Annotated in this window: 12 protein-coding genes; 8 read left to right on the forward strand and 4 right to left on the reverse strand. The window is 44.9% G+C overall.

From position 1 onward, the window contains the following. The first annotated feature begins 9 nt into the window (after nucleotides 1-9). Genes VEA_RS22030 through VEA_RS22050 form a run of 5 tightly spaced genes read left to right on the forward strand, consistent with a single transcriptional unit; the run spans nucleotide 10 to nucleotide 4,847 of the window. The gene (locus VEA_RS22030) at nucleotides 10-1,434 is read left to right on the forward strand and encodes a PTS mannitol transporter subunit IIBC (protein WP_081442488.1); all 1,425 of its coding nucleotides are present in this window, start codon (nucleotides 10-12) and stop codon (nucleotides 1,432-1,434) included. A 47-nt stretch (nucleotides 1,435-1,481) separates the two neighbouring features. Then, nucleotides 1,482-2,753, forward strand: coding sequence for a zinc-binding dehydrogenase (locus tag VEA_RS22035; RefSeq protein ID WP_006742090.1), 1,272 nt, complete (start codon nucleotides 1,482-1,484; stop codon nucleotides 2,751-2,753). A gap of 59 nt (nucleotides 2,754-2,812) precedes the next feature. Beyond that, nucleotides 2,813-3,331 carry an MltR family transcriptional regulator gene (locus VEA_RS22040; protein WP_005435522.1) on the forward strand — a complete coding sequence of 173 codons (519 nt, stop codon included), beginning with the start codon at nucleotides 2,813-2,815 and terminating at the stop codon, nucleotides 3,329-3,331. Between the two features lie 9 nt (nucleotides 3,332-3,340). Then, nucleotides 3,341-4,075, forward strand: coding sequence for a nucleoside/nucleotide kinase family protein (locus tag VEA_RS22045; RefSeq protein WP_006742089.1), 735 nt, complete (start codon nucleotides 3,341-3,343; stop codon nucleotides 4,073-4,075). Between the two features lie 25 nt (nucleotides 4,076-4,100). Continuing rightward, complete coding sequence (locus tag VEA_RS22050) at nucleotides 4,101-4,847, forward strand: phosphatase (RefSeq protein WP_006742088.1); 747 nt, start codon at nucleotides 4,101-4,103, stop codon at nucleotides 4,845-4,847. Between the two features lie 215 nt (nucleotides 4,848-5,062). Here VEA_RS22050 and VEA_RS22055 read toward each other — a convergent pair whose 3' ends face one another. After that, complete coding sequence (locus VEA_RS22055; RefSeq protein ID WP_005391220.1) at nucleotides 5,063-5,398, reverse strand: helix-turn-helix domain-containing protein; 336 nt, start codon at nucleotides 5,396-5,398, stop codon at nucleotides 5,063-5,065. Between the two features lie 141 nt (nucleotides 5,399-5,539). On the opposite strand from VEA_RS22055, the gene VEA_RS22060 reads away from it, so the two are divergent. From VEA_RS22060 to VEA_RS23675, 3 genes are all read left to right on the forward strand, one after another. After that, nucleotides 5,540-5,851, forward strand: a complete 312-nt coding sequence (locus VEA_RS22060; RefSeq protein WP_006742087.1) for a hypothetical protein — start codon at nucleotides 5,540-5,542, stop codon at nucleotides 5,849-5,851. A gap of 712 nt (nucleotides 5,852-6,563) precedes the next feature. Further along, entirely contained in the window at nucleotides 6,564-7,721 is a 1,158-nt protein-coding gene (locus VEA_RS22065) for an amino acid permease (protein ID WP_006742085.1), read from the forward strand. Nucleotides 7,722-7,953: 232 nt separating this feature from the next. Continuing rightward, complete coding sequence (locus VEA_RS23675; protein WP_081441257.1) at nucleotides 7,954-8,295, forward strand: VPA0510 family protein; 342 nt, start codon at nucleotides 7,954-7,956, stop codon at nucleotides 8,293-8,295. Between the two features lie 153 nt (nucleotides 8,296-8,448). Here the strand turns inward: VEA_RS23675 and VEA_RS22070 are convergent, their stop codons facing one another. The 3 genes from VEA_RS22070 to VEA_RS22080 form a co-directional block, all read right to left on the reverse strand. Further along, nucleotides 8,449-10,320, reverse strand: a complete 1,872-nt coding sequence (locus VEA_RS22070) for a methyl-accepting chemotaxis protein (protein ID WP_012842458.1) — start codon at nucleotides 10,318-10,320, stop codon at nucleotides 8,449-8,451. A gap of 447 nt (nucleotides 10,321-10,767) precedes the next feature. Next, nucleotides 10,768-12,132, reverse strand: a complete 1,365-nt coding sequence (locus VEA_RS22075; RefSeq protein ID WP_041853121.1) for a YjiH family protein — start codon at nucleotides 12,130-12,132, stop codon at nucleotides 10,768-10,770. Nucleotides 12,133-12,587: 455 nt separating this feature from the next. Further along, nucleotides 12,588-13,259 carry a YoaK family protein gene (locus tag VEA_RS22080; RefSeq protein ID WP_006742080.1) on the reverse strand — a complete coding sequence of 224 codons (672 nt, stop codon included), beginning with the start codon at nucleotides 13,257-13,259 and terminating at the stop codon, nucleotides 12,588-12,590. Nucleotides 13,260-13,327 lie beyond the last annotated feature (68 nt).

Genomic DNA, 13,327 nt, shown 5'->3' on the forward strand with positions numbered 1-13,327 from the left:
GAACATAACGTGAAAGCAAACATGCGAGCCAATGTGCAAGCCTTCGGAGGTCATTTGACCGCCATGGTGCTGCCAAATATCGGAGCCTTTATCGCTTGGGGCTTTATTACTGCACTCTTTATTCCTACGGGCTGGATGCCAAACGAAGCCTTTGGCGAACTCGTGGGGCCAATGATCACTTACTTGCTGCCACTTTTGATTGGTTACACCGGTGGTCAGATTGTTGGTGAAAAACGCGGCGCGGTAGCGGGGGCTATCGGTACGATGGGCGTGATTGTCGGGGCTGACATACCGATGTTTGTTGGCGCAATGATCATGGGCCCACTGAGCGCTTGGGTTGTGGTGCAAGTGGATAAACGTATTCAACACCGCATCCCTTCTGGTTTTGAGATGGTGGTCAACAACTTTTCGTTGGGTATCGTCGGCATGTTGTTGTGTTTGTTCGCTTACGAGATTGTTGGCCCTTCAGTCACCGCAGCAAACTTGTTTGTGAAATCAGGCATCGAAGCGTTGGTTGCGACGGGTTTCCTGCCTCTGTTAGCGATCATTAACGAACCAGCAAAAGTGTTGTTCCTGAACAACGCCATTGACCAAGGTATTTATTACCCACTAGGCCTGCAAGCGGCCGCAGAAACGGGCAAGTCCATCTTCTTTATGGTGGCGTCTAACCCAGGCCCAGGTCTTGGTATGCTGCTGGCTTACGCAAAGTTTGGTCAGGGTTTGTCTAAACGTTCTGCGCCAAGTGCCATCATCATTCACTTCTTTGGTGGCATTCATGAGCTGTACTTCCCATATGTACTCATGAAACCAATCATGATTGTGGCAATGATTGCTGGTGCGGCGACAGGCATCGCAACCTTCAACCTATTTGATGCCGGTTTGGTCGCGGGTCCAAGTCCAGGCTCTATCTTCTCTTACCTTGCTCTTACTCCGAAAGGTAGCTTCATCGCGACCATCGCAGGTGTGACAAGTGCAACGATTGTCTCTTTCTTGGTAGCAAGTGCGATTCTGAAGGTGAGCAAATCAGAAGAAAAAGAAAGCGAGTTTGAGAAGTCAGTTTCTGACATGAAAGAGATGAAAGCGGAAGGCGCAGTTAAGCCAGTTGCAGCTGCTACGACGCAAGAACTAAGCAAACCAATTTCATTCGTCGCATTCGCTTGTGATGCAGGTATGGGCTCTAGTGCAATGGGCGCTTCGACCTTCAAACGCAAGCTAGTACAAGCTGGGATAGAGATTGAAGTGAAGAACTTTGCCATCGAGAAAGTCCCGAGTGAAGCCGACATCGTCGTGACGCACGAGAGCTTAGAAAGCCGCGCAGTCAACGCGACAGGTTTACCAGTCGTAACGATCAAGAACTTCCTCAACGACCCAGCGCTTGACGAGCTGATGGACAAGATTAAGCAACAAGCGGTCGCGACTGAGCAACCAGCCTAACAATGCAGTTTGGGGCGGCAGGTATCGCCCCATTTAGGAGATAAATCATGGTACAAACAACGGCAGCGGTTATCTGTGGTGAGAAAAACGTTCAATTAAGAACCTTTGATTTACCAAACATTTCAGCCGACGAACTTCTGGTTAAAAACATTTCAAACAGCATTTGTCTATCCACTTACAAAGCAGCATTGTTAGGTAGCAAACACAAACGCGTTCCTGAAAACATTGACGAAGTGCCAGTAATGACAGGTCATGAATACGCAGGTGTGATTGTTGAAGTCGGTGAGAATCTAAAAGATCAATTCAAAGCTGGTGACTACTTTGTTTTGCAACCTGCCATGGGCTTGCCAACAGGCTACTCGGCGGGCTACAGCTATGAGACATTTGGCGGTAACGCGACGTATTCCATTATTCCTAAAATCGCTATCGACCTAGGCTGCGTGCTGCCTTACCACGGCGATTACTTTGCTGATGCGTCGCTGGCTGAGCCAATGTCTTGCATTATCGGTGCGTACCATGCGAGCTACCACACCACGCAATACGTGTACGAGCACGATATGGGCATTAAAGAAGGTGGTGCGTTAGCGCTTTTGGCGTGTGCTGGACCAATGGGGATTGGCGCGATTGATTACGCGATTAACGGACCTGTGAAGCCAAAACTGATTGTGGTGACAGACATCGACGCTGCACGTTTAGACCGAGCAGAGTGCTTAATTCCGGTTGAGAAAGCAAAAGAGCAGGGCGTTGAACTGCATTACGTGAACACCGCTCAAGTCGATGACCCTGTGACTTATCTGAAAGCGCTGAACGATGGCAAAGGTTACGACGATGTGATGGTGTATGCAGCGGTATCGCAAGTGCTAGAACAAGCCGATGAGCTGTTGGGTAACGATGGCTGTCTAAACTTCTTCGCAGGCCCTACCGATAAGAAATTCAAAGTACCGTTTAACTTCTACAACGTGCATTACGAATCAACGCACATTGTGGGCACGTCTGGCGGCTCGACCGGTGACATGGTGGAATCTATCGAGTTGTCTTCACAAGGTAAGATCAATCCATCGTTCATGATCACGCACGTTGGTGGTCTGCAAGCTGCGCCACATACGATTCTGAATCAGCTGGATATTCCGGGTGGGAAGAAGTTGATTTACCCACATATCGACCTGCCATTGACCGCGATTGATGATTTCCTATCGTTGGCAGACCAAGACCCGTTCTTCGCCGAATTAGACGCAATTTTGAACGCGAATAACTATGTGTGGAACGCACAGGCAGAAAAAGCGTTACTTGAGTTTTATGACGTGAGCTTAACGGTTTAGTTGCAACGAATTTGTGTGGTAGCCTTTGCGCTGCCACATAATGGAGAGGTCATAATACGTTGTCACGTGAAGACGAATTACTGGAGAAACTGGACGAGTGCGAAAATGCGACTGCGTTTCTTCAGGTTTCTAACAAAATAATTAACCTCAAGTTAAAAGCATTACTTCCGAGCGTGTTCGTCCAAGACGACCTAGTGAAGGAGTATGCTGTGGATCCTTTATTGAAAGAAGATGGTCCGTTGGTGACGACCGATGTGGTATCGAAGCTAATGTTTGCGATGGGCAAAATCTCTTTGGAAACTTACGCCGATATCGGATTGTACGATCAGGTCTTGGAGTACGTGGTTAGTCAACCAGAGAAAGTCGAATTCGCGGATGACGTGATTTACGACTTCATCAAAAACCAAGCGGTACTCTCTTCTCAGCAAGACAGCTTTTATCTTGAGTCGATCAATCAGCTTAAGTTCTCTTCGTTTGAGTCCTTTTCGCAAATGAGATACGAATCTCTCATCAAAACAGTGTTGAAGCTGTCGTGTGAAATGTTGATAGAAAGAATCGAAGGGGAGATCAATCAATAAGGGTTCACCATGAAAGTGAATTTAAACGTCAGTGGTTTTGAAACCGAAGCTACTTTTCCCGATGCCGACGTAAAGCGAATCCATCAACCTCTTATCGAAAAGTTTACCCGTCTTTATCATGAGAAGCAGGAACGTATTGTCGTGTTCTTGTGTGCCCCTCCAGGCAGCGGTAAGTCAACCCTTGCTGCATTCTGGGAATATCTCTCTGAACAAGATGAAAACCAAGAGCCACTTCAGGTTCTGCCTTTTGATGGTTTTCACTACCCGAATGAAATCCTCGACAGCAACACCATTGAACGTAATGGTGACATTGTTCCTCTGCGCAGCATTAAAGGCTCTTACGAGACGTTCAATCTCACCGAGCTTATCGACAAGCTGAAACAGCTTAAAGTGAAAGACAGCAAATGGCCTTACTATGACCGTAACCTGCATGATCCGGTTGATGATGCCATTCAGGTTAACCGTAATATTGTCGTCGTCGAGGGCAACTGGCTGCTGCTTGATGAACCGGTATGGAAAGAGCTGCATCGCTTGGCCGATTTTACGGTGTTTATTGATACTCAAGCGGAGTTTCTACAAGAGCGTTTAGTCAATCGTAAGATTCGTGGTGGTACTGAGCCAGAAGCTGCATTGGAGTTTTATTTGAACTCAGATGCCGTAAATGTAGATAAGGTTTTAAATCACTCAATTCCAGCGGATCTCACGCTGTTTCTCAATCAAAACGGTTCGTTCGAAATTCGATAATTCGTCCACAATTTAGGAGGTCACCATGGATATCGTCGTTGATAGCCACACCCATACTATTGCCAGTGGACATGCCTACAGCACCATTTTAGAGAACGCATTGGCAGCCAAGAATAAGGGGCTAAAACTTCTTTGTACCACCGATCATGCTCCCGAAATGCCAGGAGCCCCTCACTACTGGCATTTCAATAATCAAAGAATTTTGCCCCGCTTTTTACACGATGTAGGTATTCTCCGTGGTGTCGAAGCCAACACGCTGAATGTGAAAGGGGAGATAGACTTACCATCGTCTTCTGACCAACATCTTGACTGGGTGATTGCGAGTTTCCATGAACCCGTATTCAAGCCCGCAACCGAAGCTGAGCATACTGCCGCTCTGATAAATGCGATTAAAAGCGGCAGGGTGGATGTTCTCGGTCACTTAGGCAACCCAAATTACCCATTCGATATGGAACAGGTGCTGCGCTGTGCTAAAGAGCACAATGTTGCGGTTGAAGTTAACAATACATCTTTGACAGGCAAAAGCCGTAAGGGTAGTGATTCCCGTTGTGATCGCATTGTCGAGCTGGGCAAAGAGATTGGCGTTTACTTCAGTACCGGATCTGATGCGCACTTCTGTGAAGAGATCTCTAAGTTAGATTTGGCGATTGCTTTGCTGGAAAAACACGGTGTGGAAGAAGAGAAGATACTCACTACGTCGACGAGCCGATTCTTGAACTTCTTATTGCTGAGAGGTAAGGCGAGGATTCCAGAGTTTAAGGATTTTTACTAAGTAAAATCCCAAACACATTAAACGAAGTATTTTCTTATACAGCCCTAAAACCCGCTAAGCTGCGGGTTTTATTCGTTTTGGGGAGGCGTAGAACACACAACGCGACTGTCATATAAAGCGTGAAAAGAAGAATCAATGAAAAAGGGAATGAAGGCCATAATTCGAGAATATTATAGGCCGAGCGGGAATTTTATTGCTCTTAATCAGTCATAAGGTTATGAGCCGCTTTTTGTGTTCCGCTGTTCAATAACGAGCGATAACAGGCGAACAAGTAGGGACTGAGCTTCAGGAGAAAGCAAGCGTGCAACGGCCATTAGATCATCCGCTGTTACATGTTGAACGTCTCTTATATCCAATGCGATGTCGAGATCGGTCAAATGCAGAGAGCGCAGTATGGAGCGATATTGGGAAAGTTTCAGGTCGGATTCTCCACGCTCTATCCGTTGATACGTTTTCACGCTCATCCCTGCGATGTTTGCCATTTGTTCACGGGAGAGGCCACTCGCTTTTCTTCTCGCAATCAGTGCTTCAATAATAGGATCGACCTGCATGTGCTCTCCTGAAAGGACAGTTTTGACCTAAATAAAGCAAGAAGTGGACCAGTTTAACCATCTCATATTTACCTGTTTTGCAATCAGTATAAGAATAGCTATCTAATAAAAATGTACATATTTTAGTCAGTTATAAACTCAATGGAAAAGTATCAATCATACAAATCAATCGAGACAAAATCTTCAATTCGCAAAATGCAACGCATTTTAGATCAATTATTTAGCGAGCTTAATGAGCAGCATCGTGTCACTAAAGAAAATGTTGTCGCTCTGACTCGACAGTCTCAACAGAGGTTGATGAACTACAAAGAGCTTTATCTTCATAAAGAATCGATAGGTGAGGTAGAGTTGCAGATTGCGTATGAAAATATGAGTGTGACTGAGAAGCAGGTCGCGGATATGGGCGTTTCAGCATTAACTTATATCATTGGAGCGTTAGATAAAGCGTATTAATAGAATGGGCAAGCTAGCTTAGATTTAGACAGTTTGGATAACATCTAAAAGAAAGGATGCAAATGCTGGGGAACCACACCCAGCATTCGGACACTCATTTACCTATAGTTTCGAACCGTAAATCAGTGTTTAGAGGTATGTGAACCGAACAGTGTCGGTACGCAGCGAATAATAGCGATATTGTCCGATCTAGGCTACGCCCCTGGAATCTAACACCTGCACTTGAACTGTAAACTAATTTGTACACCCATCCAAAATTGAGCGGTTGAGCACATTCTTACTCTCATTAGGCGATAAAAGACTGATTAGTGATGAAAATAACGACACATCTTAGGTGAATGAGGAGAGTTGTTAAAATATATAGCTATAAGATTGACCTTTTGCTTTTCAATCGTCCTGCTTATGCCTTACAATCTTTTCGAACCAAATCCATTCATAACGAATGGCGTTGATGAATTAAGATGAACAATTTTGCTTCGAACCCAAAGTTGTGCGCATTTCATCAACGATGACATCGCCCAAAACGACTCTCAAGTGTTCATGTGCAATTGAATTAACCACCTTTTGCTGCATGTTTTCTTAGCCATACAAGGCTCTTGTAACATAGTGCTCTTGTAACCAAATTTTGGTTGAGTAGAGCGTTTTGTTGGGTGTGCTTTGGATGTAGCACAACTGGCGAGAAATAAACGGATTGAATTTAGAGGTATTAACCGTGAACCTAAAACTTGTCGGCAGCTCCCTGATCGTTGCAGGTACTGCTCTTGGCGCTGGTATGCTTGCTATACCAATGGTGCTTGCTCAATTTGGCCTCCTCTGGGGCACTCTTCTTATGTTATTCATCTGGGCTGGGACGACTTACGCTGCGCTGCTCCTTCTTGAGGCTAGTTGCAAAGTAGGCGGCGGCGCGAGCATGAATGCAATTGCTCGCGAAACGCTAGGTAAAGGTGGCCAGTTGGTAACCAACAGCTTGCTTTACGCCCTGTTAGTTTGTCTATTGATGGCTTATATCATTGGTGCGGGTGATCTCGTACAAAAAGTAACAGCCTCAATTGGGCTGCCAACATCTACGATCGCAAGCCAAGTCGGTTTTACTCTTTTAGTCGGTATCATTGTTTCGGCAGGTACAGGGGTTGTAGATAAGCTTAATCGCGGTTTGTTCCTAGGCATGATCGTGGCGCTGATTCTGACACTTTTTGCGCTTGCACCAAGCGTCTCGTTTGAGGGACTTGATGAAGTCGTGAGTGACGATAAGATGGCGCTAATTAAGACAAGCTCGGTGCTTTTCACCAGTTTCGGTTTTATGGTCGTGATCCCATCGCTTGTAACTTACAACAAAGAAGCGAGCAAAACTCAACTGCGTAATATGATTATCGTGGGTTCAACTATTCCGCTTGTTTGTTACTTATTATGGTTGTTAGCAGTTGTCGGTAACCTACCACCTCATGAGCTTGTTCAATACTCCAATGTAACAGAGTTAATCTCGGTATTAGGTCAGCAATACGAAGGTTTGGAGTTTATCCTATCCATGTTCACTGGGTTAGCACTGCTAACGTCGTTCTTAGGTGTGGCAATGGCGCTATACGATCAAAATGCAGACCTACTGAAAGCAAGCAAGCCGGTGATTTTTGTTACCACGTTTGTGCTACCACTACTAGGTGCTGTATTTGCGCCAGAACACTTCTTGGCTATTCTTAGCTACGCGGGGATTATTCTTGTGTTTCTCGCGGTCTTTGTCCCATTATCAATGACAATGAAAGTGCGTCGAGTGCCAGTAGAAGATGACAATATTTATGAAGCTGGTGGTGGCGTAATGGGAATGAGCATGATCTTCCTGTTCGGCTGTTTCTTGCTGTTTGCCCAAGCAGTATAAAATCACGCTAGCTGATTTAAAAACTGAGCCGCTCGTTGTATAACGGGCGGCTTTTTTGTATTCATAGCCGAATCCAGGCCACTCAAAGTCATCAGCATTTGTGATGTTTGACGTTTCTCTGATAATCACGATAAGCTTTGACCTTGTAGTAAAACTCCTTAGCGAAAGGCTGACATGTACAGTGATTCACCCTTCTATTATATCGATGTTGATATGAATAAGAGGCTCTGTTGTGTCAAAGCAATTATCTTTTGCCATGGTTGGCGTTATATTGTCTTTAGGTGTGTTCAGTACAGAAGTGATGGCTGACCCGAAACATAGGCATGGTCATCGATATGATCACCATCATGAGCATCACCATCATCATAAACGCAAGCACAAGCATAAACATAAGTATAAACATCGTGACGTTATTTATGTGGAGTCTCGACGACCAAGACGCAGTTACTACTACCACGACCGAATTCCTCGTAATAGTACCTACATAAAGATTGGAGATTTCACCTATTTAAAAGTGGATGATCGTTATTATCGTCGCTCCAATGACCGCTATATCCATGTTGAATTCAACTAGAGTGGGAAAGGCAGCATAGCAAGCGTGATAACAGTTTTGAGCCGAGTGGCAACAACACTAAAAACTAGGCGTTCTAAGTCTAGATACCACTGCGATAGAGGTCTAAAAACAAAAACAGCGAGCATTGGCTCGCTGTTTTTGTTTAGGTGAAGACTAGACTGTAAATCGGTTTAATATTTGATCTTGTTTATGTACATCTTCTTGCTGTGCCTGCATAGCATCGTTAGTTCGATTTGCAGATTCGGCGACTTGAGTCGATAGGTCTTTAATATTCACCGTATTGTTGTTGATCTCTTCCGCAACTAAGCTTTGTTCTTCCGCCGCTGAGGCGATTTGTAAGTTCATATCAGAAATACGCTGAATCGCATCACGAATACGTTGTAGCGCGTTGTTTGCCAAGTCTGCTTTTTCTACGGCTTCTACAGCGCTACCCTTGCTTTGATGCATAGCATTTGCCACAGATGATGCGCCAGATTGCAGCTGCTCAATCATAGTACGAATTTCTGTTGTTGATTCTTGGGTTCGTTGCGCCAGTGTACGAACTTCATCAGCAACGACGGCGAAGCCTCGGCCAGATTCTCCCGCACGTGCAGCCTCAATTGCGGCATTCAACGCGAGTAAGTTCGTTTGGTCCGCAATATCGTTGATGACTTTTAGAATCGTTTCGATGTTGGCGGTTGCAGATTCAAGCACTTGCACTTCTTCGACAGCAAGGTCAATGCTATCGGAAAGCATATTGATCGTTTGTGTCGATTCACCGACCACAGAAGAGCCCTCAACCGTTGCTTGATCAGCTTCTTTGGCTGCACTCGCTGCGCCTTGCGCATTATTGGCAACTTCAGTCGCGGTAACAGACATCTCGTGCATCGCGGTGGCTAATTGTTCTAGCTCTTGTAGCTGAGTTTGAATAGCATCTGCCGAATCTTTTGCACCCTCAGCGGTGATTTGAGTGCCATTCAAAATTTGATCAGAAATACTCTTCGACTCAATAATTTGCTGTTGCAAGTTTTCCATGAACGTATTGAAGTTTGTAGCAAGCTCTGAGAATTCTTGGTCAGTATCAGTTTCAAGGCGCTGTGTAAGATCGCCTTTCCCAGACGCAACACCTTTAATCGCGTTGTTTAAAGTGTCCAGCGGACGCATGAGCGTGCGAATGAGTAGAGTCAGTGCAATAACAGAAGCAATCACGGCAATGATTGAATAAATAATAGCGCTGTTGCGAAGCTCTCCTACGGCAGAGTAGGCGATAGCTTCATCAATAACTGAACCCACGTACCAGTTCTCGCCAGGGATGTGAGTCAAGTTAATCATATAACGATCGCCATCGATCTCAATGTGTTGCGTTGATTGTGTAAGATCAACCTGTGGCAGGTAGCTACCAACTTTTTCACCGTTGTACTTACTTTGAGGGTGGGCAATGGTTGTCCCATCAGCGGTGACCAAAAATAAGTAACCAGCGTCAAACAGATTAACTTGGTTGACGAGGTCAGAAAGGGTAGTGAGCTCAAGGTCATAAAACATACCAGCTAAGAACTGGCCGTTTTCTTTTACAGGTGTACCAACAGAGATGATAACGTTTTTTGAAGACGCATCGACGTATGGGTCTGTTACGACCAAATCGCCTTTGTTTTTAGCTGCGATGAACCAAGGACGTTGACGCGGATCGTAGTCTGGTCCTGCTTCCCAGCCGTCGTCATTTTCAATCACGAAGCCATTGCTTTCATAACCAAAGCCAATCGCAAGAAAGCTTGCTTTTGGTGTTGGTCGCTCAAGAATGTTCTGAACGTAGTTGTGTGAACTTGGATTAAGTTCGATAACTTCAGTAATAGAACGAGCGAGATCCTTTTTAGCATTCATTTCTGATTGCACGGTATTGCCAACACTGGTCAATATCTCGTTCACACTCGAGTCAATGTGCTCCTGCGTTTGGGAGCGGATCGTCATAACTTGTTGCGTCGACAGTAGTGACACGGTAATTAGCAGCAAAAATGACGAGGCTGTGACAACCTTATGTCTAAATTTCATGAGCTTTCCTCTGATTCTCCCGGTTGGCTTCACTATGCTTTCACCTCTTTTTGAACGGGCGAATTCGGCATCAAGAGAAACCTATTGTGTTTGGTTATCTTTTTTATCGACATCTTTGTCAAAAACATGAGTCTATTTGTTGTCTTTTTTAACCAAATTTAAACAAAACGGTAAGTTACGACAAAAACCGTGAGTTTGATCAGATTTGTGCGCTCTGTTAATGAAAGCGTCATAATGAAAAGAATTGCGTAAAGCATAGTGATTCAGGTTGGCGTTATTGGTGAGATGAGAGCGACTTAACTGTCGTAAAAGGGGACGTGATTGGAGCTGTTCGTTTTAAGTTATGAGCGTTTGCTAATTAAGTGATCTGAATAGAGCTGTAGATAGAGTTTTAGACATAAAAAAGGCCCCGACAATGCGGAGCCTTTGTTGATTGATGCTTTGATTTTAGAAAATCAGATGAGCAACACCAGCAATCACAGGTAATGTGATTAGCGTACGCAGAATGAAAATAACGAACAGTTCTACAATGTTTACTGGAATTTTGCTGCCTAGTAGTAGGGCGCCAACTTCTGACATGTAGATAAGCTGAGTTACTGACATTGCTGCAATAACAAAACGTGTCATTTCATTATCAATTGATGCCGCTAAAATTGCCGGGATAAACATATCCGCAAAGCCAACAACAATAGTCTGTGATGCGGCGACAGCTTCTGGGATTTGCAGTAGCTCTAGGTATGGAATGAATGGCTGACCTAGAATTTCAAATACAGGAGTGTACTCTGCAATCACTAATGCCACGGTACCCAGACCCATAACCACAGGCAGTACACCAAACACCATGTCGATTGCGTTATGTACGCCCTCTTTAAATACCGACTGAACAGATGTTACCTGACCCGCGCGCTTAAGTGCTAGATCCATACCCCATGAGAATGTGGTGTGGCCTTCTGGTACGGCGTCAGCATCTTTATCTGGGTTGCTGCCATCAATGTAGCGATCTTTCTTCAGGCTTAGCGGCGGTAAGCGAGGAATGATAACCGCAGCGACAATACCTGCTAAACAGATTGCGCCGTAGAAAGGTAGGAACAGATGCTCTAACTGTACCTGAGCGATAACCACTAAGCTAAACGTGATCGATACTGCTGAGAACGTTGTCCCGACAACAGCGGCTTCACGCTGAGTATAGAATTTATTTTCGTACTGTTTGCTGGTTAGCAAGATACCAACACTGCCGTCGCCTAACCAAGACGCCATACAGTCAATTGCACTACGGCCAGGCAGGTTGAATACCGGGCGCATGATTTTACTCAGTAATGCGCCAAACAGCTCAAGAAGACCAAAGTTCAGAAGAAGCGGAAGGAGTAGGCCCGCAAAAATGAACACCGCAAACAAAGTTGGTAGAAGACCGGTAAGAACAAGGCCACCTGTGTTTTCTTCCCAAATCGCTTTTGGACCCACTTGGAAGAATGTCATTAATACGGCTGCACCGCCGATTAAGCGAACAACAAGCCAAAGTGGCGATGGATTGAAAAGACCGTTTAAAAATCCATTACGTAAAATCGCTGCAGGCTTGAAAATTTTGCAAAGAACAGAAGCGACTGCCATGAAAGCGATGATACTGGTGACGATAGCGATCAAGGTATCGCCTAATACTGCCGGGATGACTTTTGCCATAACCGCAACAGGGATAGTTAGGCCGCCATCGTATGAGATCGGAGCCATAAAGAGTAGAAGACCGATTAGGGAAGGGATGAAAAACATCCAAAAGTTGCCCTTAGGAGCTTCAGTAGCATTAGTGGTGTTATGCATAGTTGTCTCGTGTTACTACTAGTCAATACTTGCCATTTCCATGACATAAATATTCACTAAACATCCGTATTTAATCACAGTTTTGCGGAGGGTACCCGCAAACTGCATCCATTGCAATACTATTCATTAAATACATCTAGTTATTCAGCCGATTTGTCGGGTAATTGGTCAAATAACGTATAAGTGTATACGAATATGTTGCTTGTGTTAGAAAATTGTAGCACGGAGCGCGGGCAGCGCAGAGAATTATGGGGCGCATTGTGACTGGAATAATAAAACGGTAAACAAATGTGACTTTGATCTAACTAACTTTTTGCCGGGAGCCCTGTTAGCCCTAGCTGTTATAAGGTTTTTTAGCTGCGTTACAACACGATAAAACGTTTATTATGATGTGGAGTGGTGAGAGAGTTGATCTACAACCGATTGAAGCATTCGGCCTCAATCGGTTCGAGATTTTATGCTTTTTGTTGGCGACTAAGCATGTAAAGGTAACTCCAGTAGATCAGAGCCGTAGCGAAAGCCAATATTGCAGGGAAAACGAGCGTATATAATCCATATACCACGAAAAGTGCGGCTCCTGCGACACCGCCAAGCAAGAATCCGAAGAAAATGAATAGGAATAGCTTTGCTTTACGTCGATCAAATTGGCGACCTCTTAAGCTTTCTCCAATCATAATCCCCAGATCGGTGATGATCCCAGTCATATGTGTGGTTCTGACTACTGCGCCGCTGAATGTAGTGATCATTGCGTTTTGTAATCCACATGCTGCTGACGCTAGATATTGGCCGTACAAATCCCCTTGCACCAAAAAGCCCAAACTGAGTAGGAGCAAGCTCCCTTCTATGCACAGTGCAACACCATATCTTCGCCCTAGTTTTAACGCACTGCTCTCAATAAAAAAACCGCTAAAGGCAGCACCGATCAAAAAGCTAAATACGATGAAGAGCAGGTGAATGGAGCTATCCACACCTGTTAGCAAGCTGTTCCCTAGCTGAGTTACGGTTCCCGAAAGATGTGTTATCGCTTGATGTTGAAAGCCGAGAAGACCAACGGCATTGACGCAGCCCGCGAGAAGGGCAAGTAGAAACGCGCCATATTCCACCCAACGAGGAAGTCTGGAAATCACAATAAAACCCCACCAAATGTTAGGAGCCGATTATAACGCTCACACCGCGTTACGAAACCCCTTACAGT

Source organism: Vibrio antiquarius (genome assembly GCF_000024825.1).
GTDB lineage: Bacteria > Pseudomonadota > Gammaproteobacteria > Enterobacterales > Vibrionaceae > Vibrio > Vibrio diabolicus.

Excerpts from the sequence above, each read along its gene's own strand:
- VEA_RS22035 (WP_006742090.1), top strand. The coding sequence starts at position 1,482 with ATGGTACAAACAACGGCAGCGGTTATCTGTGGTGAGAAAAACGTTCAA.
- VEA_RS22045 (WP_006742089.1), top strand. The coding sequence starts at position 3,341 with ATGAAAGTGAATTTAAACGTCAGTGGTTTTGAAACCGAAGCTACTTTT.
- VEA_RS22050 (WP_006742088.1), top strand. The coding sequence starts at position 4,101 with ATGGATATCGTCGTTGATAGCCACACCCATACTATTGCCAGTGGACAT.
- VEA_RS22055 (WP_005391220.1), bottom strand. The coding sequence starts at position 5,398 with ATGCAGGTCGATCCTATTATTGAAGCACTGATTGCGAGAAGAAAAGCG.
- VEA_RS22060 (WP_006742087.1), top strand. The coding sequence starts at position 5,540 with ATGGAAAAGTATCAATCATACAAATCAATCGAGACAAAATCTTCAATT.
- VEA_RS22070 (WP_012842458.1), bottom strand. The coding sequence starts at position 10,320 with ATGAAATTTAGACATAAGGTTGTCACAGCCTCGTCATTTTTGCTGCTA.
- VEA_RS22075 (WP_041853121.1), bottom strand. The coding sequence starts at position 12,132 with ATGCATAACACCACTAATGCTACTGAAGCTCCTAAGGGCAACTTTTGG.